The organism is Streptomyces sp. NPDC085524, from assembly GCF_044541755.1.
Classification (GTDB): domain Bacteria; phylum Actinomycetota; class Actinomycetes; order Streptomycetales; family Streptomycetaceae; genus Streptomyces.
In genome coordinates, this window is the sequence record NZ_JBITTH010000007.1 from 52,001 (window position 1) to 73,338 (window position 21,338).

Consider the following 21,338-nt stretch of genomic DNA (forward strand, 5'->3'; position numbering starts at 1 on the left):
GCTGGGCCGGGTGGATGAAAAGGAGACGGCCGGAGCCCCCGCACAGTAGGCTCCGGCCGTCGGCTCAGTGGCCGTACGAGATCAGATGTCGAGGCCGGTCAGGACCAGGACCCGCTCGTACGTGTAGTCGTCCATCGCGTAGCGGACGCCCTCGCGGCCCACACCGGACTGCTTGACGCCGCCGTACGGCATCTGGTCGGCGCGGTAGGACGGCGCGTCGCCGACGATCACACCGCCGACCTCGAGCTCGCGGTGGGCGCGGAACGCGGTCTGGACGTTGCGGGTGAAGACCCCGGTCTGCAGGCCGAACTTCGAGTCGTTGACGGCGGCGAAGGCCTCGTCGGTGTTCTCGACCTTCAGCAGGGTCAGGACCGGGCCGAAGACCTCTTCGGTGGCGAGCTTGACGCCGTCCGGGACGTGGGCGAGGACGGTGGGCTCGAACGAGGCACCCTCGCGCTTGCCGCCGGTCAGGAGCTTGGCGCCCGCGGACACGGCCTCGTCGACCCAGGACTCGACACGCTTGGCGGCGTCCTCGGAGACCAGGGGGCCGACGTCGGTGGCGTCGTCGTTCGGGTCGCCGGTGACCTGCGCCTGGACCTTCGCGACGACCTTCTCCACGAGGCGGTCGTAGACGGAGGCGTCGGCGATCACGCGCTGCACGGAGATGCAGGACTGGCCGGCCTGGTAGTTCGAGAAGGTCGCGATACGGGTCGCGGCCCAGTCGAGGTCCGCCTCGGAGGACCAGTCGTCCAGGACGACGGCCGCGGCGTTGCCGCCGAGCTCCAGCGTGCAGTGCTTGTGGGGCACCGACTGCTGGATGGCGTAACCGACGGTGTCGGAACCGGTGAAGGAGATGACGGGCAGGCGCTCGTCCTTCACCAGGGCCGGCATCTTGTCGTTCGCGACCGGCAGGACCGACCAGGAACCGGCCGGGAGGTCGGTCTCGGCGAGCAGCTCACCCAGGATCAGGCCGGAGAGCGGCGTGGCCGGGGCGGGCTTGAGGATGATCGGCGCGCCGACGGCGATGGCGGGGGCCACCTTGTGGGCGCACAGGTTCAGCGGGAAGTTGAACGGCGCGATGCCGAGGACCGGACCCTTGACGAAGCGGCGGGTCAGGGCGAGACGGCCGACGCCGCCGGCGTCGGTGTCGAGGCGCTGGGCCTCTCCGCCGTTGAAGCGGCGCGCCTCTTCGGCGGCGAAGCGGAACACGGACACCGCACGGCCGACCTCACCGCGGGCCCACTTGATGGGCTTGCCGTTCTCGGCGGAGATCAGCTGGGCGATCTCCTCGGTGCGCTCGACGAGCCGCTTGGACACGTGGTCCAGGGCGGCGGCGCGTACGTGGGCGGGGGTCGCGGAGAACTCCGCCGTCACGGCGTGCGCCGCGGCCACGGCCTCTTCGACCTGCGCGTCGGTGGGCACGCTGACGGTGCCGACGAGGCGTCCGTCCCACGGGGAGTGGACGTCGAAGCTGTCCTCGCCGGTGGCCTGGCGGCCGGCGAGCCAGAAGGCGTGGGTGGAAGTCATGCGAATCCCGGCCCTTCGGAGTGTGCGGTGGGTCCTTGTCCCCTCCACCGTAGGACTCCGTCGGGGATTCGGCGTTTATCCGGGGTGTAGTACCTCGTGTCGGGGGCGCGCCGGTTTGTCAGTGTCCGGCAGCCACCCCGCCGTGCCGGGCCCGCCGACGCGCGAGCGCCGCCGGAGGCAGATCCAGCCCCTCCGGCGTTTGAGGAGCGGGGGTCCGGGGGCAGCGCCCCCGGCAACGGCGCCGCGCCCGGCGCTCTCACCGGTACCTACGACGGGGTCGAACTGGCCTTGAGGGCGAGCCACAGTTCCATGCGTACGTCCGGATCCTCCAGGGAGCGGCCGAGGATCTCCTCGACGCGCTTCATCCGGTAGCGCAGGGTGTGCCGGTGGACGCCGAGGTCGGCGGCGGCCGCGTCCCACTGGCCGTGCCGGGAGAGCCACGCCTGCAGGGAGGCCACCAGGTCGCCGCGGCCCGTCGCGTCGTGCTCCCGCAGGGCGCGCAGCGTCCCCTCGGCGAAGGCCCGTACGGCGTCGTCGGCGAGCAGCGGCAGGACCGAGCCCGCCGCCATGTCCTCGTGCTCGACCATCGGCCGGCCGCGCCTGCGGGCCACCGCGAGGGCCTGGTCGGCCTGTTTCAGGGCGGCCGCCACGGTGCCGGGTCCGGCCGGCGCGGACAGCCCGACCACCAGTTCGTCGGGCTCCGGCCCGCTCGCGTCCCGGCCGCGCCTGGCCTCCAGCGCCTCCGCATGGTCCGTGCACGCCTGTACGGCCGAGCCCGCGTCGGAGGCCAGCACCACGAGCCGGCCCGGCTCGGGCACCACCAGCAGCGCCTCGCCGGTACGGGCGGCCGCCGACTCCACCGCGTCGGTCAGCAGGGCCAGGCCCTCCGGCTGGGCCGTGCCGGGGAGCGCCGGTTCGGCCACGATCAGCCGGAAGGGCGCCTCCAGGAGGGCCCCGTACAGGTCCCCGGCCACGGCGCGGGCGTGCTCCGCCTCCCCCGCCAGCAGCATCCGCAGCACCGCCGCGCCCAGCCGGGACTCGGCGTCGTGCAGGGAGCGGGAGCGCTCGGTGGTGAGGGTGAGCAGGGCGACGGCGGAGTGCACGGCGTACCGCTCGGCCGTTCCCAGCGGGGCGGCGGTGCCGACGGCCAGCGCGCCGCGCGGCCGGCGCCCGGTGCCGAGCGACTGGAGCTCGACCCGGTCCTCCGCGCCGCCGACCACCGCGCTGGCGGGCGCGGGCCGGTCCCGCAGCCGCTCCACGTCGGGGGTCAGCCGGGCGGCGCGGCGGGCGGCCCAGTCGGGGGCCGCGGCGACGACGGCGCCCGAGGTGTCGTAGAGCGCGGCCCAGCCCTGTACGTGCGCCGCCAGCCTGCCGAGCAGTTCGGCGGGGCCGTCGGCGGACAGCGCGGCCCGCGTGAGTTCCCGCTGCGCCTCGAAGCCGGCGGTGACGGCCCGGTACTGGTCCGCCGCGAGGGCCGCGGACACGGCCTTGCTGATCGCGAGGAAGGGGGTCTTGCGCGGCACCTCCAGCAGCGGCATCTCCTCGGCCCGCGCGGCCTCGACCAGGGCCTCGGGGATCGCCTCGTAGTTGACCCCGATGGCGAAGCCGATGCCGACGACGCCGGCCGCGGCGAGGCGCCGTACGTAGCGGAGCATCTCCTCGGGGTCCTCCGCGTCCAGCTTCATCGCGGTGATCAGCAGCAGCTCCCCGCCCTCCATGTAGGGGACGGGGTCGGCCAGCTCGCTGACGTGGGCCCAGCGCACGGGGGTGTCGAGGCGGCTCTGCCCCGCCCGGACGCCGAGTTTGAGCGCCGAGTGCTGGACGAGTGAGGCGAGGGTGAGCGGCATCGGTTACCAGGGGCCTTAGCGGGGAGGGGCGACGGAGGGACGGGCCGACGGGGAAGGGCGGAGCGGAGGCCTACAGGCCACCAGAACGACCGCACGGGCTTTTCGCCGTGCCGTATGAACGGCTCCCCTCGATTCTGCCACCCCGTACGGGTCCGGGCGCGGTTCAGGCCGATCCGGCCAGCCGCACCAGCAGCGGCGCCGCCCGCTCCCCGCGCACCGAGGTCAGGGACAGCACGGCCGAGCCCGGGGGCACGGCGTGCGCGAGGTCGGATGCGGACCAGCGCTCGCGCTCCACCTGCCGCACGGTCACCGCGTCCGTGGTGACGGCCTTGCCGGTGACGAGCTTGCGGAAGGCGTGGATGGCCCGGGTCAGCGGCTGGTCGGCGAAGACGGTGCGGTGGGTGACGTCGCGGGTCTCGACCCACTCGGTGCCCCAGGCCTCGGCGAAGCGCTTGCCGTCCCAGGTGGTGACCCCGGAGAAGGCCATCCGGCAGCCGACCGCCCCGAGCAGCGGGGTGCGCAGGGCCTCAGGTACGTCGTCCAGCGTGCGCAGGGTCAGCAGCACCCCGGCGTTCGCCGAGCGCAGCCGCTGTACGCCGCGCACGGTCTCCGGGGTCAGGGTGTGGGAGGCGTCGTCGAGCGCGAGGAAGGCGAAGAGGGAGCGGTCGGTGCGGGCCGCCGCGGCGGCGTTGAACTGGGCGAGCAGCAGCCGGGCCAGCATCCGGGAGGCGTCGGCGTGCGCGCGCTCGGGCAGGTCCACCCGGACCCGGATCGGGTGCTCCAGGGCGCGCAGCGAGAAGGGCCTGCCCTGGCCGGTGGTGTCGAAGAAGCCCGCGAAGGCGGGCCGGTCCAGCAGGGCCACCCGGTCGGCGAGGGCCGGGCCGGGGTCGCCGTGGGCCCCGTACTGCCGCTCCCGCGCGTCGAGTTCGCGGAGCATGGCGTGCGCGCCGGCGTCCTCCAGGGCGCGCCGCAGCCCGGCGAGGGCCGGCTGCACCTGGTCGAGCAGCTCGCGCAGCTCGGGCACGGCGGGGAAGCGCCCGTACGCCGTCCGGAACGGCCCGAGGAGCTGTGCGAGGGCGGTCGCGGCGCGGCGCACGTCGATGCCGGGGACGTCTCCGACGAAGCCCTCGGCGAGCAGGGTGGCGGCCTCGTCGGGGTCGGTGGTGCCGCCGTAGAGGTCGAGGTCGTAGACGGACCCGGGGTCGCCGACGCGGACCACGACGTCGTACGCCGCGTCGGGCCCGAGCTGCGCCCCGGCCGCCCCGACGGCGACGACGGCCGCCTGCCCGGCGAGCGCCTGCAGGGCGAGCGACTCGACGACGGGCCGCACGAGGCGCCCCGTCTTCCCGGCCCCGGAGGGCCCGACGGCGAGGAGCGAGGTACCGAGCACTCCGGGGTCGAGGGCGAGGCCGGTGCCGCGGCGGGCGTAGGGGTTGCGCGGCTCGTCCTCGACGGTGCCGAGCCGTACCTGGCGGACCAGCAGATCGTGCCGGGCCGCCCTGACGGGCAGGTCCCGCGCCCCGGAGGGGTGCGCACAGGCGGCGGCGCCCTTGTCCCGCACGGCCTCGGCGAAGGCCCGCAGCCGGCTGGGGTCCGCCTGGACCGACTCCCAGGCCCGCCGGATCCGGGCGTAGTCCACGTCGTTCATCCCCCCGTCGACGATGCCGGTCTCCAACCGGTCGGCAATGTCCCCGAGTCCGGCCGCCCGCACCTGCGGCCACAGCACGGGGTCGCCGGCCGGAGCGGCCGGAGCGGCACCGGCCGGCGGCTGCCGGCGGGCGACGCCGTCCGCGGAGGCGGCCGGGCGCGATCCGGGCAGGAGGCGTCGCAGCCACCGCCCTCCGCCTCCGATCCAGGCGAAGGCGAGGACGAGGAGCACGTCGATCACGTTCCTCGTGGTGGTCATGAGCTCGTGGTTGGCCTCCGGGGTGCCGTCGAAGGTCAGGAATCCCTCCGCCAGCTGCCGGAGCGGCAGTTGGTAGTTGTGGACGAGCAGCAGGGTGACGTAGGCGAGGGGCACGGCCGCCAGGGGCTGGATCCAGGGCCCGCGCGCTTCCGCGAGGCGGCTCCAGGCCACACCCCAGTTCCCCAGCCGGCCGAACCCGTAGAGCAGTGCCGCGTCGAAGAGCAGCTCGTAGATCGGCTTGGCGCGGACGCCGCCGGTCCGTGCGAGGGGCTCGCCGTTGCCGGCCCACCAGCTGTTGGGCGTGAAGAGCTTCAGCGGCACGTCCCAGAACGGGATGTAGCCGTTCCGCATGAGGGACCAGACGAGGACGCACGCCAGGAAGGAGATGACGGCCCCGCTCGCGAGCGCCCGGTCGGGGGTGCGCGCGGGTTCCACTGCGGCGCGGGGGGTGTGGGCGTAGCGCCAGACACCCGGCTCGGCGGTGGGGCGGGCCGTGCGCAGCCAGTCGGCGAGGGCCGGTCGCCCTCCGGGGGCATGGCGCGGCTTCGGCGGAGGGGTGGGGGGTGCAGACGGTTTCGGGATGCGGCTCGGGCGCGTCGTGTTCGCCTCGTGCGTGCCCTCGGTGTCCATGAACCCCTGCCCCCTGCCAGTTCCGGTGCTGCGCCGCTCAATCTAGTGCCCGGCCCGCACCTTCGGCCCGTACCCGGTCATGATCCACAAGACACGCCGTACGTCCCTCCTATGGCCGTCACGGACAAGGACACGCGGGCACCACTCCCGAACGGAGCATGCAGGACCCCCGCCCCCGGGCCTAGCCTGCGGACAAAGACACAAGTGCGTCCGAAATCATCCCAGGGAGCTCCCTATGACCGCTGTCCCGCAGGAGCGCAAGCTCGTCACCGCGATCCCCGGCCCCAAGTCGCAGGAGCTGCAGGCCCGCCGCCTGGAGACGGTGGCCGGCGGCGTGGGCTCCGTGCTCCCCGTCTTCACGGCCCGCGCGGGCGGCGGCATCATCGAGGACGTCGACGGCAACCGCCTGATCGACTTCGGCTCCGGCATCGCCGTGACCTCCGTCGGCGCCTCCGCCGAGGCCGTCGTGCGCCGCGCCTCCGCGCAGCTCGCCGACTTCACGCACACCTGCTTCATGGTCACCCCGTACGAGGGCTACGTCGAGGTCTGCGAGGCGCTGGCCGAGCTGACCCCGGGCACCCACGCCAAGAAGTCGGCGCTGTTCAACTCCGGCGCCGAGGCCGTCGAGAACGCCGTCAAGATCGCCCGTGCGTACACCAAGCGCCAGGCCGTCGTCGTCTTCGACCACGGCTACCACGGCCGTACGAACCTCACGATGGCGCTGACCGCGAAGAACATGCCGTACAAGCAGGGCTTCGGGCCGTTCGCCCCCGAGGTCTACCGCGTCCCGGTCGCCTACGGCTACCGCTGGCCCACCGGCGCCGAGAACTGCGGCCCCGAGGCCGCCGCCATGGCGATCGACAACATCACCAAGCAGATCGGCGCCGAGAACGTCGCCGCGATCATCATCGAGCCGGTCCTCGGCGAGGGCGGCTTCATCGAGCCGGCCAAGGGCTTCCTCCCGGCGATCGTGAAGTTCGCCAACGAGAACGGCATCGTCTTCGTCGCCGACGAGATCCAGTCCGGCTTCTGCCGCACCGGCCAGTGGTTCGCGTGTGAGGACGAGGGCATCGTCCCCGACCTGATCACCACCGCCAAGGGCATCGCGGGCGGTCTGCCGCTCGCCGCCGTGACCGGCCGCGCCGAGATCATGGACTCCGCCCACGCGGGCGGCCTGGGCGGCACCTACGGCGGCAACCCGGTGGCGTGCGCCGGTGCGCTCGGCTCCATCGAGACCATGAAGGAGCTCGACCTCAACGCCGCGGCGAAGAACATCGAGTCCATCATGAAGTCCCGCCTGGCCGCCATGCAGGAGAAGTACGAGATCATCGGCGACATCCGCGGCCGCGGCGCCATGATCGCGATCGAGCTCGTGAAGGACCCGGTCTCCAAGACCCCCTTCCCGGAGGCCGCCGCGTCCCTCGCCAAGGCCTGCCACGCCGAGGGCCTGCTCGTCCTCACCTGCGGCACCTACGGCAACGTGCTCCGCTTCCTCCCGCCGATCGTGATCGGCGAGGACCTGCTGAACGAGGGCCTGGACCTCATCGAGGCCGCGTTCGCCGGCATCGGCACGGAGATCTGATCGAACGTCTAGAACGTCCGATCGCAACGCCCGGCCGGTACCCGCGGTAACGGTCGGGCGCTGTGAAGAAGGTGTGGGGGGCCGATGGCAAGAGCGCGTTCCTGCTGTCGGTCCCCCTTCCGCTGCCGTACGGTTTCTGCAGATGAGTGAGACACCCCGCTCCCGGGAAACCGGGGGCGAAACCAGTACCGGGCTTCCCCAGCGCCGCACTGGGCATGCGTTCGCGCACACTCCTCGCCGATCGGACAGCCGTCCGCCCCAAACCCCCCGGGGCGTACGGCAACCCGATCCGGGCGGCCGTCCCGGAACCACCCCCCCTGTTCCGGGACGGCCGGCCATTCTCCTCGCGCTGTGCGCGGGCCTCCTCGGCCCCTTCGCCCTGATCACCTGGCAAGTCCTCGTGTCGGGCCCGCTCCTGACCCCGGACCACGCGCTCAGCCGCGCCCTGGTGCGCACGCTCCCGGACTCCCTCACCGAGCGCCTCGCCGACCTCGGCAACATCCCGGTCGCCGTGCCCGTCCTCGTCGTGGCCATGGTCTACGCGGCCCGGCGCGGCCGGTACCGCGCCGCGTGCGCCGCGGGCCTGGCGATGGCCCTGGTCCCGGCCCTGGTCGTCCCGCTGAAGGAGTGGACCGCCCGGCCCGGTCCCCTGGAGCCCTGGGCCGCGGGCTACTACCCCTCCGGCCACACCGCCACCGCCGCCGTCGCCTACGTCGGGGCGGCCGTGCTGCTGCGCCCCCACACCCGCCGCGCGTGGCCGACGGCCGCCGCCCTCGTGCTCACGGGGGCGACGGCCGTCGGTCTCGTCGTGCGGGGCTGGCACTGGCCGCTGGACGTCCTGGCCAGCCTCCTGATGTGCGCGCTCCTGCTGCTCGGGGTGCGGTGGGTCAGCTCGCCGCGCCCGGGAAGTACGCGTCGAAGTTCCGGCTGAACTCCCCGCCCCCGAATCGGTCCCAGTTGACCGACCAGGTCATCAGGCCGCGCAGGGCGGGCCAGGTGCCGTGGGTCTGGTAGCCGCCGCAGTTCGTCTTCCTGGTCAGGCAGTCCAGGGCCTTGTTCACCTCGGCGGGCGGGGTGTGGCCGTTGCCGGCGTTGGGCGTGGCCGGCAGGCCGATGGCGATCTGGTCCGGGCGCAGCGGCGGGAACACCCGGGCGCTGTTGCCGGCCACCGGGAAGCCGGTGAGCAGCATGTCGGTCATGGCGATGTGGAAGTCGGCGCCGCCCATGGAGTGGTACTGGTTGTCGAGGCCCATGACCGGGCCCGAGTTGTAGTCCTGGACGTGCAGCAGGGTGAGGTCGTCGCGCAGGGCGTGGATGACCGGCAGGTAGGCGCCGGCCCGCGGGTCCTGGCCGCCCCAGGGGCCCGAGCCGTAGTACTGGTGGCCCAGCTGGACGAAGAAGGTCTCGGGGGCCATGGTCAGGACGAAGCCGGGGCCGTACCTGGCCTTCAGGGTCTTCACGGCCGAGATCAGGTTGACGATTCCGGGGGTGGTGGGGGCCCTGAAGTCGGTGTCTCCGGCGGCCAGGGAGAGCGAATGGCCCTCGAAGTCGATGTCGAGGCCGTCGAGGCCGTACTCGTCGATGATCTTCCCGACGGAGGAGACGAAGGTGTCGCGGGCTCCCGTGGTCCCGAGCTGGACCTGGCCGTTCTGGCCGCCGATCGAGATCAGCACCTTCTTGCCCGCCGCCTGCTTGGCCTTGACGGCCGCCTTGAACTCGGCCTCCGACTCCGCGTTCGGGCATTCGGTGACGGGGCAGAGGCGGAAGCGGATGTCGCCGGAGGTCACCGAGGTCGGCTCGCCGAAGGCGAGGTCGATGACGTCCCAGGAGTCGGGTACGTCGGCCATCCGGACGTAGCCGGAGCCGTTGGCGAAGCTCGCGTGCAGGTAGCCGACGAGCACGTGCGCGGGGAGGCCGCCGCCGCCCCCGCCTCCGCCGCTCGTGGTGGTCGCGGAGACGGGGGCGCTCCTGGCGGACTCGCCGGCCGCGTTCACCGCGCCGACCCGGAAGGTGTACGTGGTGGAGGCCGCGAGGCCGGTGACCGTCGCCGAGGGGGCGGTGACGGAGAGGGGCGCGGCGCCGTCCCGGTAGACCGTGTACGAGGTGGCCCCGGGCACCGCCGTCCAGGACAGGGAGATCGCGCTCGAGGAGGTGGCGGAGGCGGAGAGGCCGGTGGGGACGGCCGGCGGCTGGGGGCGGCCCGGGCCGCCCGGGGCGGGTCCGACGAGGGTGAGGTCGTCGGTGAAGTGGGCGGGCTGGCCGTACCAGCCGTGCGTGTAGACCGTCACGGAGGTGGTCGACGGGCCGGTGCGGAAGCTCGTCGTCAGCTGCTTCCAGACGCCCGCGCTCTGCGTCCAGGTGGACACGTCGGTGGTGCCGGTGCCGCTCGCGCCGAGGTAGACGTACGCGCCCTGCACCCAGGCGGTCAGCGTGTACGCCGAGTCGGGCTCGACGGTGACGGTCTGGGAGCAGCGGGCGTTGTCCTGGCCCGCCGGGGTGGCCCGGAGGGCCGAACTCCCGCCGTGGACGGGGGTGGTGACGACGGCTCCGCTGCCCGCCGAGCAGCTCCAGCCGTCGAGGCCGGTCTCGAAGCCGCCGCCCAGGACCAGGTCGGCGTCGGCCGCCGCCGCGGGCGGGCCCGCGGCGAGGAAGCCGGCCACCGCGAGTGCGACGGCGGCGGTGAAGGACATGGCTCTGCGCACAACTGCCTCCGGGGCGTGGGGGGATGGAGGGGGTCAGCGGCGCCCAAGATGGTCCAGACCAATGCCCTTGTCAAGGGTTCCGGCTCCTCTCCGCCAGCACGCGCGCGGCCGCCTCGTGCAGGGCGAGCTCCAGTACCGCCGGGTCGGTGAGGGTTCCCGTGCCGTCCGGGAGCACCAGCCAGCGCACCCCGCCGGTGGCCCGGCCGGGATACGGGACCACGATCCAGGTCCCGCGCCCCGCTCCCCGTACGCCCGTGCCGAGCCAGCGGGACGCGGTGCCCGGGGGCACGAAGAAGCCCAGCCGCGCGTCGCCGAAATCGGCGAGCACCGGGCCGGGCCGGTCGAGGAGCATCTTCAGTACGTCCAGGGTGGGCCGCCCCAGCTCACCGGGCAGGATCAGCACGTCCCAGCGCCGGCCCGCGGGCAGCAGCGCCACCCCGAGGGGGTTGCGCTCCCACTCGAACCGGCACGCCTCCGGATCGGGCGCCGCCGATACCAGCCATTCCACCGCCGTCTTGGTCTCCGGGATGGTCATCGCCCGGCCTCCGTTCCCTGTTGGTGAGGTCCTCACCTGGGGAGAGCGGGGCCGGGCGCGACTATGACGCGGGTTCGGGCACCCCGTGGCGGTGAACCGGGTCACAGGGCGAAGGAACGGTACGCCTGGGTCGTGCGCCGGGGTGGGAGGCCCCGGCGCACGCCGCGCCTCAGCTGTCGAAGCCGAGCCCGAAGCGGTCCAGCGTCCTCAGCCACAGGTTGCGGCGCCCGCCCCGGGCGTCCGCGCGGGCCAGCGACCACTTGGTGAGCGTGATGCCGGTCCAGGCGAAGGGCTCGGGCGGGAACGGCATCGGCTTGGAGCGGACCATCTCCAGCCGGGTCCGCTCCGTGGGGACCCCGTCCAGCAGGTCGAGCATCACGTCGGCACCGAAGCGGGTGGCGCCCACGCCGAGCCCGGTGTACCCGGCGGCGTAGGCGACCTTCCCGGAGTGCGCGGTGCCGAAGAAGGCGGAGAAGCGCGAGCAGGTGTCGATCGCGCCGCCCCAGGCGTGGCTGAACTGCACCCCCTCCAGCTGCGGGAAGGCCGTGAAGAAGTGCTCCGCGAGCTTGAGGTAGGTCTCGGGGCGGTGGTCGTACTCGGAGTCGAGCTTCCCCCGGTAGGGGTAGATCGCGTCGTAGCCGCCCCACAGGATCCGGTTGTCCTTGGTGATCCGGAAGTAGTGGAACTGGTTGGCGCTGTCGCCGAGCCCCTGCCGGTTCTTCCAGCCGATGGAGGCCACCTGCTCCTCGGTCAGCGGCTCGGTCATCAGCGCGTAGTCGTAGACCGGGACCGTGAACGGGCGGATCCGCTTGACCAGCGACGGGAAGATGTTGGTGCCCAGGGCGACCCGGCGCGCGAGGATCGTCCCGTACGGGGTCTGGACGGTCATCCCCTTGCCGGCCGAGGCCATCTTCAGGCCGCGGGTGTTCTCGTAGATCCGTACGCCGAGGTCCAGGCAGGCCTGCTTGAGGCCCCAGGCCAGCTTCGCCGGGTTGAGCATCGCGACGCCGTCGCGGTCCCAGACGCCCGCGAGGAAGGTCGGGGAGTTCACCTCCGCGCGCACCGCGTCCTGGTCGAGGAACTCCGAGCCGGCCAGACCGGCCGCTTCGGCCTCCCGGAGGAGCTCCTTGAGCTCCTCGACCTGGTGCGGCTCGGTGGCCACGTCGATCTCGCCGGTGCGCTCGAAGTCGCAGTCGATGCCGTAGCGGGCGACGGCCTCCTCGATGGCGTCGAGGTTCTGCGCGCCCATCTCCTCCAGCTTGGCGAGCTCGCCCGGCCAGCGGGCCAGCCCGTTGGCGAGGCCGTGGGTGAGGGAGGCCGCACAGAATCCGCCGTTGCGGCCGGAGGCGGCCCAGCCCGCCTCCTTGCTCTCGATCAGGACGACGTCCCGCTCCGGGTCCCGCTCCTTGGCGAGGAGCGCCGTCCACAGGCCGCTGTAGCCGCCGCCGATGACGAGCAGGTCGCACCGCTCGTCGGAGGTGAGCGCCGGCTGGGGGGCGGGCCTGCCGGGGTCGTCCAGCCAGTACGAGACGGGCTTCGCTTCGGAAAGGGATTTCGCAACACTACGCATGGCGACTGGGGCCATGTCTTCCAACTCCCTACAGGGTGTTACTTGGGCTGTGCCTTCTTGCGGCGGTTGCCGACCATCTGGCCGGCGAGGACCACCAGCACCGCGATGACGAACATCGCCGTGCCGATGACGTTGATCTGTACAGGCGTACCGCGCTGGGCCGATCCCCACACGAACATGGGGAAGGTGACGGTGTTGCCCGAGTTGAAATTGGTGATGATGAAGTCGTCGAACGAGAGCGCGAAGGAGAGCAGCGCGCCCGCCGCGATACCGGGTGCGGCGATCGGCAGGGTGACCCGTACGAAGGTCTGCACCGGGCCCGCGTAGAGGTCGCGGGCGGCCTCCTCCAGGCGCGGGTCCATGGACAGGACGCGCGCCTTGACGGCGGCGACGACGAAGCTGAGGCAGAACATGATGTGGGCGATCAGGATCGTCCAGAAGCCCAGCTCGATGCCCATGTTCAGGAAGAGCGCGAGCAGCGAGGCCGCCATCACGATCTCCGGCATGGCCATGGGCAGGAAGATCAGCGAGTTGACCGCGCCGCGCGCCTTGAAGCGGTAGCGCACCATCGCGAAGGCGATCGCGGTGCCCAGTGCGGTCGCCACGATGGTGGACCACAGGGCGATCTGGAGCGAGAGCGAGAGCGAGCCGCACATGTCGGCGACCCCGCACGGGTCCTTCCACGCGTCGAGCGAGAACTCCTGCCAGGAGTAGTTGAACCGTCCGGTGGGGTTGTTGAAGGAGAAGACGGTGACGACGGCGTTCGGCAGGATCAGGTAGGCGAGCGTGCCGAGGCCGGCGATGACCACGAGGTTGCGCCGCAGCCAGGTGAGTGGGTTCTTGCGCATCAGACCAGGTCCTCCGTCCCCGCACGGCGGATGTAGATGGTGACCATGATCAGCACGATGGCCATGAGGATGAAGGACAGCGCGGCCGCCGTCGGGTAGTCGAGGATCCGCAGGTACTGGGACTGGATGACGTTGCCGATCATGCGGGTGTCCGTGGAGCCGAGGAGTTCGGCGTTCACGTAGTCGCCGCTCGCCGGGATGAAGGTGAGCAGGGTCCCGGAGACCACGCCCGGCATGGAGAGCGGGAAGGTCACCTTGCGGAAGACCGTGGCCGGCTTGGCGTACAGGTCCCCGGCCGCCTCGTGGAGGCGGGTGTCGATGCGTTCCAGCGAGGAGTACAGCGGCAGGATCATGAAGGGGAGGAAGTTGTACGTCAGACCGCAGACCACCGCGAGCGGCGTGGCCAGCACCCGGTCGCCCTCGGTCATGCCGAGCCAGCTGGTGACGTCGAGGAAGCCGATCTTGTTGAGGACGCCGACCACCGGGCCGCCGTCGGCCAGGATCGTCTTCCAGGCCAGCGTGCGGATCAGGAAGCTGGTGAAGAACGGGGCGATGACCAGGACCAGCAGGAGGTTGCGCCAGCGGCCCGCCCTGAAGGCGATCAGGTAGGCCAGCGGGTACCCGAGCAGCAGGCACAGTACGGTCGCCGTGCCGGCGTAGGCCAGGGAGCGCAGGAACTGGGGGTAGTACTCGGTGAAGGCGTCCCAGTAGGTCTGGAAGTGCCAGGTGACCTGGAAGCCCTCCTCGAGGGAGCCCGTCTGCACCGAGGTCGAGGCCTGGTAGACCATCGGCAGGACGAAGAACACCAGCAGCCACAGGATGCCGGGGAGCAGGAGCCAGTACGGGACCAGCCGCTTGCGCACCGACGGCTTGTGCACCGGGGGCTCGGCCGGGGCGGGCGCCCGGTGCGGCGCCGTGTCGACGGCGGGGCTGGTCACGCGCCCTCCTCGACGGTCTCGATGCCCGCGTCGATGTCCTGGGCCGCGTCCAGTCCGAAGGTGTGCTCCGGGTTCCAGTGCAGGACGACCTCGGCGCCGGGCGCCAGGCGGGCGTCCCGCTCGATGTTCTGGACGTAGACCTCGAGCTCGGGGCAGACCTGGCTGTCGATCACGTACTGGGTGGAGACGCCGATGAAGGAGGTGGCGGCGATCCGGCCGGTGATCTTGTTGCGGCCGGCGCCTATGGAGTCCGCCTCGTCGGCGTGGACCAGGGAGATCTTCTCGGGCCGCACTCCGACCAGCAGCTTCCCGCCGGCGGCGGGGGTGGTCGCGCAGCGGGCCGCGGGCAGGCGCAGCTTCGTGCCGGAGGCCGATACGACCACGTCGGAGCCGGCGGACTCCACGGAGGCCTCGATGAGGTTGGAGGTGCCGAGGAAGTTGGCGACGAAGGTGGTGCCCGGGTTCTCGTAGAGCTCGGCGGGGGCGCCCAGCTGCTCGACGCGGCCGCCGTTCATCACGGCGACGGTGTCGGCCATCGTCATGGCCTCCTCCTGGTCGTGCGTGACGTGCACGAAGGTGATGCCGACCTCGGTCTGGATCCGCTTGAGCTCCAGCTGCATCTGGCGGCGCAGCTTGAGGTCGAGGGCACCCAGCGGCTCGTCGAGGAGGAGCACCTGCGGGTGGTTGATCAGGGCGCGGGCGACGGCGACGCGCTGCTGCTGGCCGCCGGACAGCTGGTGCGGCTTCTTGCGGGCGTGCTCGCCGAGCTGGACGAGGTCGATCATCTCGTCGACCTGCTTCCTGACCGACTTGATGCCGCGGCGGCGCAGGCCGAACGCGATGTTCTCGAAGATGTCCATGTGCGGGAAGAGCGCGTAGCTCTGGAAGACCGTGTTCACCGGGCGCTTGTACGGCGGCAGGTCCGTGACCTCGCGGTCGCCGAGGTGGACGGTGCCGGTGGAGGGGTCCTCCAGGCCGGCGATCATGCGCAGGGTGGTCGTCTTGCCGCAGCCCGAGGCGCCGAGCAGGGCGAAGAAGGAGCCCTGGGGGATGGTCAGGTCCAGCGGCTGCACGGCCGTGAAGGAGCCGTAGTGCTTGCTGATCCCGGAGAGGCGGACGTCGCCGCCTTCGGTCTTGTCAGTCATGAAGGGGTCCCGGGGTGGTGTGGTCGAGGGGTCGGAGGCGGGCCCGGCCGTCGAAAGGGGCTCGGGGTGCCGGGCGCCTAGGCGCCGATGAGCTTCGCGAACTTCTCTTCGTACGCGGTCTCTTCCTCGCTGGTGAGCGAGCGGAAGGCGTGCGCCTTGGCGGCCATCGCCTTGTCCGGGACGATCAGGGTGTTGTCCGCGAGCGCGGGATCGATCTTGGCCAGCTCGTCCTTGACGCCCTCGACCGGGCAGACGTAGCTGATGAAGGCGGCCAGCTGGGCCGCGACCTCGGGCTCGTAGTAGTAGTCGATGAGCTTCTCCGCGTTGCCCTTGTGCCTGGCCTTCGCGGGGACCAGCAGGTTGTCGCTGGAGGTGATGTATCCGGGGGCCGGGATCGCGTACTGGATGTCCGGGTTGCCGGCCTGGAGCTGGATGACGTCGCCCGCCCAGGCGAGGCAGGCCGCGAGGTCGCCCTTGTCGAGGTCAGCGGTGTAGTCGTTGCCCGTGAAGCGGCGTATCTGCTTGGTGTCGACGCCCTTCTGGAGGCGTCCGACGGCGGCGTCGAAGTCCGCATCGGTGAACTTCGCCGGGTCCTTGCCCTGATCGAGCAGGGTCATGCCGACGGAGTCGCGCATCTCCGTGAGGAAGCCGACCCGGCCCTTGAGCGTGGGGTCGTCGAGCAGCTGGGTGACGGAGTCGACCTTCTTCCCGCCGGTGGCCTTCGTGTTGTAGGCGATGACGGTGTCGATGCCGGTCCACGGGTAGCTGTGGGCGCGGCCCGGGTCCCAGTCGGGGTTGCGGAACTGCGGGATCAGGTTGGCGTAGGCATGGGGCAGGTTGGACGGGTCGAGCTTCTGCGCCCAGCCCAGTCGGATGATGCGGGCGGCGAGCCAGTCCGTGACGACGATCAGGTCGCGGCCGGTGTCCTGGCCGGCGGCGAGCTGGGGCTTGATCTTGCCGAAGAACTCGACGTTGTCGTTGATGTCCTCGGTGTACTTGACCTTGATCCCGGTCCGCTTGGTGAACTCTTCGAGGGTGGGACGGGACTTCTCGTCGTCGCTGGTGTCCATGTACTCGGTCCAGTTGGAGAAGTTGATCTCCTTCTCCTGGGCCGAGTGGTCGTCGGACGCCGCTGCCGCCTCCCCCGCCCGCTTGGCGGGCGGGATGCCGCAGCCGGCGAGGGTGGACAGGCCGCCGAGGGTGAGCGCTCCGACGCCGGAGGCGCGCAGCAGCGAGCGGCGGGTGAGGGCGCCGCGCCCGCTGGTGAGGCTGCGCCGCATCGCGGCGAGTTGTGCCTCCGAGAGGCGGTCGGGCTCGAACTGCTCCATGCTCTGTGCCCTTTCGGGAGGTGTACCGCTGGTCGGGCGGTGGTGTCTTTATCGGTCCCCGAAGATCGTGCGGTGCCAGTCCTTCGCGGCAACCGCCGTATTGTCGAACATCACGTGCTTGACCTGCGTGTACTCCTCGAAGGAGTAGACGGACATGTCCTTTCCGAATCCACTGGCCTTGTAGCCGCCGTGGGGCATCTCGCTGATGATCGGAATGTGGTCGTTGACCCAGACGCAGCCCGCCTGGATCTCACGGGTGGCCCGGTTCGCCCGGTAGAGGTCACGGCTCCAGGCGGAGGCGGCGAGCCCGTACGGGGTGTCGTTGGCCAGCGCGATGCCCTCGTCGTCGGTGTCGAAGGGCAGGACGACGAGGACGGGGCCGAAGATCTCGGACTGGACCACTTCGCTGTCCTGGGCGGCACCGGCGATCAGCGTGGGCCGGTAGTACGCGCCCTCGGCGAGGTCCCCGCCGGGGATCTCGCCGCCGGTGACGACGGTGGCGTAGCCGCGGGCGCGCTCGACGAAGCCGGCGACGCGGTCGCGCTGGGCGTGCGAGACCAGCGGGCCGAGGTCGGTGGTGGCGGCGAGGGGGTCGCCGAGGCGGACGGTCTCCATCAGCTCGGCGACGCGGGCGACGAAGGCGTCGTGCAGCGGCCGCTGGACGTAGGCACGGGTGGCGGCCGTGCAGTCCTGGCCGGTGTTGATGAGGGAGGCGGCGACGGCCCCGTTGGCGGCGGCCTCCAGGTCTGCGTCGTCGAAGACCACGAAGGGGGCCTTGCCGCCGAGCTCCAGGTGGAGCCGCTTGACGGTGGCGGTGGCGACCTCGGCGACCCGCTTGCCGACCGCGGTGGAGCCGGTGAAGGAGGTCATGACCACGTCCGGGTGGCCGACCAGGTGTTCTCCGGCCGTGCGGCCGGCGCCCGTGACGATGTTGATCACGCCGTCGGGCAGGCCCGCCTCCTTGGCCGCCTGCGCGAACATCAGGGAGGTCAGCGGGGTGAGCTCGGCCGGCTTGAGGACGATGGTGTTGCCCGCGGCGATCGCCGGGAGGATCTTCCAGGCGGCCATCTGGAGCGGGTAGTTCCAGGGTGCGATGGAGCCGACGACCCCGATGGCCTCGCGGCGCACGTAAGAGGTGTGGTCGCCCGAGTACTCGCCCGCCGCCTGCCCCTGGAGGTGGCGGGCGGCGCCCGCGAAGAAGGCGGTGTTGTCGATGGTCCCCGGCACGTCGAACTCCGTGGACAGCCTGATCGGCTTGCCGCACTGGAGGGACTCCGCGTACGCGAAGTCCTCGGCCTGCTCGGCCAGTACGGCGGCCAGCCGGTGCAGCGCGTCCGAGCGCTCGCCCGGGGTGGCGCCGGACCAGGCCGGGAAGGCCCGCTTGGCGGCGGCGACGGCCTCGTCGACGTCCGCGGTGCTCGCCAGCTCGTAGGTGAGGACCTCTTTGCCGGTGGCGGGATCGACCACGGTGTGTGACTGGCCGGAGGTCCCGGCCCTCAGCTGTCCGTCGATGTACTGCGCGCCGTCTGCGAAGCGGTCTTCGACCTGGAAGCGGTTGCCCATCACGCTCTCACGCTCTCCGTAGCTACAGTTCGAGCTACAGCTCGAATTGAGTGCCGATCCTGACAGAGGAGAACCACTCGGCCAAGTGATTCCGTTGTTGCCTTTTGATTACGCGACGGAATCGGTCGACCATGTGTCGAGGCGCGCCCGAAATCCCGTACGAAGTGTCAGTGGCGACTGTCAGACTCGCGTGCATGGAGATGATCGAGAAGCTGACGGAGCAGGTCAGCCGTGGTGAGCGGGTCAAGTTCCTGCCGTTCTGGGGACACCGTCCGAGGCCGGACGGAAGCCTCGGCCCGAGCTGTCTGAGTCAGTGGTGGCCGTCCGAATTCACTGTGGGTGACGTCCGGTATGCCACGGCGGAGCACTGGATGATGGCCGGGAAAGCACGGCTGTTCGGGGACGCGGAAGCGGAGCGGGCGGCCCTGGAGGCCCGGACTCCGGCCGAGGCGAAGAAGGCCGGGCGGCTCGTGCGCGGCTTCGACAACGGGATATGGGAGCGCGAGCGGTTCGGGATCGTGGTGGAGGGCAGCGTGCACAAGTTCTCCTCCACGCCGGAGCTGGCCGCGTACCTGCTGGGCACGGGGGACCGGGTGCTCGTCGAGGCCAGCCCGATGGACCGGATCTGGGGCATCGGGCTCGCGGCCGACGACGAGCGCGCCCTGGACCCGGCGCGCTGGCGGGGGCTGAACCTGCTGGGCTTCGCCCTGATGGAGGCCCGCGAGCGGCTCCGGCAGGGCGACGCGTCGGGCGGGGCCTGGGGCGGGGCGTGACGGACCGGCGCCGGGTCGCCGCCGTGATCATCCGGGACGGCTGCGTGCTGATGGTGCGCGAGCGGGGCCTGGGCCCCACGGGGCGGCACGACGGGCCGGAGTACTGGACCCTGCCGGGCGGCGGCCTGGAGCCGGGCGAGGAGCCGGAGGAAGCGGTCCGGCGGGAGGTGGCCGAGGAGGTGGGGCTGCGCGCCCTCGGCGTGCGCTTCGCGTACGAGGCCCCCTACCCGTCCGGCTGGACCTCCTGCTTCCGCGTGGAGGTGGAGCCCGGCGAGCCGGTGCTCGGGGTGGACCCGGACCTGGAGTGCGACTGCCCGCGGATGGCGGGGCTGATCTGGGTGCCGCTGTCGCGGGGCACGGACGGGGAGTCGGTCATGGTGCCGACGCTGCTCAGTAATTGCGTGGTGGATCCCGCCCCCGCCGCCTAACGTGATGCTCGTCCAGGTGCGAAGGCGAGACCTACTTCGACTCATGATCGGGCGGCCGCGGGTTCGAGTCCCGTCACCGGCTTCGGCCGGTGTAGCTCAGCTGGTAGAGCACCTTGTGGTTTCGCCGGCTTCGATCTCTGGACACCTACGTCACGCACCTCCCGGTGCGCGGGCTGCGGCTCCTTCTTTCCAGAGAATCCCACGCCGCCGCCACCTTGATCTCGGGAGGCACGCGTGGGGGATGTCCGGTGCGCAGGTGACGGCTACTTCCGGATCAACGGGTCGCGGGTTCGAATCCCGCCCGGCCACGGCCGGTAGCTCAGTTCGGTAGAGCAGTCGACACAGTCCGTCGCCGACTTCGACCTCGGACATCCCCCGCGTCACGCCTCCCCCGCTTTCCTTTGAATTCGGGGGGATTCACCATGGCTCGTTTCAACCTGCGCAGGCTCAAGGCGCCGCCCGCCGCGCCCACTTCGCCCGTCCTCTCGACCCGCCGCGCCCGCACCGGCGAGGGCGGCCCCGGGTACGAACGCGATGCGCGCTCCGAGCTGTTCCTGCTCGCCGTCGCCAACTTCGTGACGCAGCGGACCTTCTACGAGAGCGGCGAGGCCCGCGACGACCGTTTCGCGGCACTCGTGCGCCGGCTCGCCGTCGAGGACCCCGCGTGGACCGCCGGCCTGCTGCACTGGCTCCGCGGGGACGCCAACATGCGCACGGCCTCCCTCGTCGGCGCCGCCGAGTACGTCAAGGCACGCCTCGACGCGGGCGCCACCGACGGGCCCTCGAACCGCCAGGTCGTGGACTCCGTACTGCAGCGCCCGGACGAGCCCGGCGAGCTGCTCGCGTACTGGACGGCCACCCACGGGCGCAACGTGCCCAAGCCCGTCAAGCGCGGCATCGCCGACGCCGTGCGCCGGCTCTACTCCGCCACCTCCCTGCTGAAGTACGACACGCCCTCCAGGGCCTATCGCTTCGGTGACGTCCTCAACCTCGTGCACGCCTCCCCCGACCCGGCCAAGCCCTGGCAGGGAGAGCTGTTCCGGCACGCCCTCGACCGCCGGCACAACCCCGAGGACGCGCAGATCCCGGACGGCAGCCGCACCCTCGCCGCCCACCGGGCCCTGATGGAGCTGCCGGTCCCGGAGCGGCGCGGTGTGGTGCTCGGCCCGGACGGCGCGGAGCGCCTCGCCGAGGCGGGCATGACCTGGGAGGCGCTCGCCGGATGGCTGCAGGGGCCGATGGACGCGGCCGCCTGGGAGGCGGTCATCCCGTCCATGGGCGCGATGGCGCTGCTGCGCAACCTGCGCAACTTCGACCACGCCGGGGTCTCGGACGAGGTGGCCGCACGGGTCGCGGCGAAGATCTCCGACCCGGAGGTCGTCGCCCGGTCCCGGCAGTTCCCCTTCCGCTACCTGGCGGCCTACCAGCACGCGCCCTCGCTGCGCTGGGCGTACCCGCTGGAGCAGGCGCTGGGGCACTCGCTGGCGAACGTGCCGGCGCTGCCCGGCCGGACACTGGTGCTCGTCGACCGGTCCGGGTCGATGTGGAGCCGGCTGTCCGACCGCTCCGAGCTCAACCGGGCGGATGCCGCAGCGGTCTTCGGCGCGGCGCTGGCGCTGCGGGCCGAGCACGCCGACCTGGTGCAGTTCGGCACGACCAGCGCGGTGGTCCCGTACGCCCGGGGCGAGTCCGTGCTGAAGGTGCTGGAGCGGTTCGGGGACCTCGGTGGCACCAATACGGCGCAGGCCGTGAAGGAGCACTACCGGGGCCACGACCGGGTGCTGATCGTCACCGACGAGCAGGCCGCCTCGTACGGCTACGGCGGCGACCCGACGCAGCAGGTGCCGGCCACGGTCCCGGTGTACACCTGGAACCTGGCCGGGTACCGGGTGGGCCACGCGCCCTCCGGCTCCGGGAACCGGCACGTCTTCGGCGGGCTCACCGACGGGGCGTTCCGCATGGTGTCCCTGATCGAGGCGGGCCAGGACGCCGACTGGCCCTGGGCCTAGGCGGCGC

At 72.0% G+C, this 21,338-nt stretch carries 16 protein-coding genes; 5 read left to right on the forward strand and 11 right to left on the reverse strand.

From position 1 onward, the window contains the following. Window positions 1-81: 81 nt before the first annotated feature. From ACIGFK_RS12365 to ACIGFK_RS12375, 3 genes are all read right to left on the reverse strand, one after another. Entirely contained in the window at window positions 82-1,527 is a 1,446-nt protein-coding gene (locus tag ACIGFK_RS12365; protein WP_376655725.1) for an aldehyde dehydrogenase family protein, read from the reverse strand. Between the two features lie 266 nt (window positions 1,528-1,793). Then, complete coding sequence (locus ACIGFK_RS12370; RefSeq protein WP_376655724.1) at window positions 1,794-3,374, reverse strand: PucR family transcriptional regulator; 1,581 nt, start codon at window positions 3,372-3,374, stop codon at window positions 1,794-1,796. Window positions 3,375-3,537: 163 nt separating this feature from the next. After that, a complete protein-coding gene (locus tag ACIGFK_RS12375) occupies window positions 3,538-5,910 on the reverse strand; it encodes an ATP/GTP-binding protein (protein WP_386464847.1) in 2,373 nt (790 codons plus the stop codon). Between the two features lie 235 nt (window positions 5,911-6,145). Between ACIGFK_RS12375 and gabT the strand changes: the two genes are divergently transcribed. Beyond that, window positions 6,146-7,492 (forward strand): 4-aminobutyrate--2-oxoglutarate transaminase, encoded by a 1,347-nt coding sequence (gabT, locus tag ACIGFK_RS12380; protein ID WP_386464844.1) that lies wholly within the window; start codon window positions 6,146-6,148, stop codon window positions 7,490-7,492. Window positions 7,493-7,892: 400 nt separating this feature from the next. Further along, window positions 7,893-8,423: a phosphatase PAP2 family protein gene (locus ACIGFK_RS12385; protein ID WP_376655721.1), complete on the forward strand. Its 531-nt coding sequence runs from the start codon at window positions 7,893-7,895 to the stop codon at window positions 8,421-8,423. Here ACIGFK_RS12385 and ACIGFK_RS12390 read toward each other — a convergent pair. From ACIGFK_RS12390 to ACIGFK_RS12425, 8 genes are all read right to left on the reverse strand, one after another. After that, entirely contained in the window at window positions 8,380-10,182 is a 1,803-nt protein-coding gene (locus tag ACIGFK_RS12390; RefSeq protein WP_400051731.1) for a chitinase, read from the reverse strand. The genes ACIGFK_RS12385 and ACIGFK_RS12390 overlap by 44 nt on opposite strands. Window positions 10,183-10,264: 82 nt before the next feature. Further along, window positions 10,265-10,729 carry a hypothetical protein gene (locus ACIGFK_RS12395; protein ID WP_376655720.1) on the reverse strand — a complete coding sequence of 155 codons (465 nt, stop codon included), beginning with the start codon at window positions 10,727-10,729 and terminating at the stop codon, window positions 10,265-10,267. 169 nt (window positions 10,730-10,898) lie between these two features. Beyond that, the gene (locus tag ACIGFK_RS12400) at window positions 10,899-12,314 is read right to left on the reverse strand and encodes an NAD(P)/FAD-dependent oxidoreductase (RefSeq protein ID WP_376655719.1); all 1,416 of its coding nucleotides are present in this window, start codon (window positions 12,312-12,314) and stop codon (window positions 10,899-10,901) included. 23 nt (window positions 12,315-12,337) lie between these two features. Further along, window positions 12,338-13,147: an ABC transporter permease gene (locus tag ACIGFK_RS12405; protein ID WP_400051459.1), complete on the reverse strand. Its 810-nt coding sequence runs from the start codon at window positions 13,145-13,147 to the stop codon at window positions 12,338-12,340. Beyond that, complete coding sequence (locus tag ACIGFK_RS12410) at window positions 13,147-14,085, reverse strand: ABC transporter permease (RefSeq protein ID WP_376655717.1); 939 nt, start codon at window positions 14,083-14,085, stop codon at window positions 13,147-13,149. The genes ACIGFK_RS12405 and ACIGFK_RS12410 overlap by 1 nt, the downstream gene beginning before the upstream one ends. Then, window positions 14,082-15,230 carry an ABC transporter ATP-binding protein gene (locus tag ACIGFK_RS12415; RefSeq protein ID WP_376655716.1) on the reverse strand — a complete coding sequence of 383 codons (1,149 nt, stop codon included), beginning with the start codon at window positions 15,228-15,230 and terminating at the stop codon, window positions 14,082-14,084. Before ACIGFK_RS12415 ends, ACIGFK_RS12410 begins: the two co-directional genes overlap by 4 nt. A gap of 77 nt (window positions 15,231-15,307) precedes the next feature. Further along, window positions 15,308-16,558 (reverse strand): spermidine/putrescine ABC transporter substrate-binding protein, encoded by a 1,251-nt coding sequence (locus ACIGFK_RS12420; protein WP_400051462.1) that lies wholly within the window; start codon window positions 16,556-16,558, stop codon window positions 15,308-15,310. Window positions 16,559-16,606: 48 nt separating this feature from the next. Beyond that, window positions 16,607-18,121: a gamma-aminobutyraldehyde dehydrogenase gene (locus ACIGFK_RS12425; protein WP_400051733.1), complete on the reverse strand. Its 1,515-nt coding sequence runs from the start codon at window positions 18,119-18,121 to the stop codon at window positions 16,607-16,609. Between the two features lie 194 nt (window positions 18,122-18,315). On the opposite strand from ACIGFK_RS12425, the gene ACIGFK_RS12430 reads away from it, so the two are divergent. The 3 genes from ACIGFK_RS12430 to ACIGFK_RS12440 all read left to right on the forward strand — a co-directional run bounded on the left by ACIGFK_RS12430 (window position 18,316) and on the right by ACIGFK_RS12440 (window position 21,331). Next, a complete protein-coding gene (locus ACIGFK_RS12430; RefSeq protein WP_376655714.1) occupies window positions 18,316-18,894 on the forward strand; it encodes an NADAR family protein in 579 nt (192 codons plus the stop codon). After that, window positions 18,891-19,322: an NUDIX domain-containing protein gene (locus tag ACIGFK_RS12435; RefSeq protein ID WP_376655713.1), complete on the forward strand. Its 432-nt coding sequence runs from the start codon at window positions 18,891-18,893 to the stop codon at window positions 19,320-19,322. The genes ACIGFK_RS12430 and ACIGFK_RS12435 overlap by 4 nt, the downstream gene beginning before the upstream one ends. A gap of 422 nt (window positions 19,323-19,744) precedes the next feature. Further along, window positions 19,745-21,331, forward strand: a complete 1,587-nt coding sequence (locus ACIGFK_RS12440; protein ID WP_400051464.1) for a TROVE domain-containing protein — start codon at window positions 19,745-19,747, stop codon at window positions 21,329-21,331. Window positions 21,332-21,338: the final 7 nt, after the last annotated feature.